Here is a 1,033-nt window from a genome sequence, read left to right as displayed (position 1 = left end):
AAAAAGTCGTCATTACGCTTAAAAAGAAAATGCTCAGGCCAGAACTTTTCATTCAGATAGTTCAAAAGAGTGATTTCAATGAAAGTTCTTTCAATCCAATGTTTCCTTTAACTCTCCATAAGTATAGAACAGTGATTTTCAAATAAGAATGGACCCCTGTTGACATTAGTATGGATTATTGATGAACTTCTCGCGATATTTAGTAGGCGAAATGCCAACTCGCTTCTTGAAAACTCTACTAAAATAAAAAGGGTCTGCGATTCCAACAGCCTGCGCAATTTGTTGTACAGGCACACCACTTGTACATAACATTTTTTGAGCCATCTTTATACGATAGTTCAATAAATATTCTGCTGGCCCCATACCTGCATGCTTTCTAAACACGTAAGAAAGACGATTTCGATTAATATTATTTTGTTCTGTAAGCTCGAGTATTGTAATATCTTTATAATAGCATTTATGAACGTAACTAGATATTCGTTCGAATAAAGTATGCGACTCATGGTTGTTTTCTCTATTGACAACACTTAATAAAGCTTCATTCAACGCTTCGCGAAACAGCATTTCTGTCTGAAACATCGAAATGCCTCCACGCTGATTAGACACATCCCAAAGACGCATAAGTAATTCGACAAGACGAGGAGATTGTCCTGTTAATAATTCAAAATGCTGATGAGTAAAGCCAGAGTCTTCTCGTTCTGAATTGCTTATCCGATATAAAACAAGAATATATTCCCAGTTTATTTCACCAAGCATTTTATGGGCTAATGTCATTTTTGCACCCCCATGTATAACTTTTCCTGGGGAAAGGGTATACGGCGTACCATTAAATTGAAATTGCGTCTTCCCTGTAAGCGGAAATACAAATCCGGGGAAATAATCTGTAGACTCAGCATAAGGCACACCTGGATTTTTAGCATAACGATATACTCCTTCTACTCGGAAAGGAGTATTGGCAAGATACTCTGCTAACTCATTCACGTCCAACTTCACAATGCACGCCTCATTTCAATAATAGTTTTCTTGTAATTCG

At 37.0% G+C, this 1,033-nt stretch carries 1 protein-coding gene; it reads right to left on the bottom strand.

What is annotated here, in order from left to right; all coding sequences use genetic code 11:
• Positions 1-165: 165 nt before the first annotated feature.
• Complete coding sequence (locus DN393_RS31030; RefSeq protein WP_064475739.1) at positions 166-993, bottom strand: helix-turn-helix transcriptional regulator; 828 nt, start codon at positions 991-993, stop codon at positions 166-168.
• Positions 994-1,033 lie beyond the last annotated feature (40 nt).

Source organism: Bacillus sp. BPN334, assembly GCF_008368885.1.
Lineage (GTDB): Bacteria > Bacillota > Bacilli > Bacillales > Bacillaceae_G > Bacillus_A > Bacillus_A wiedmannii.
This window is presented reverse-complemented; position numbering and strand designations above follow the sequence as displayed.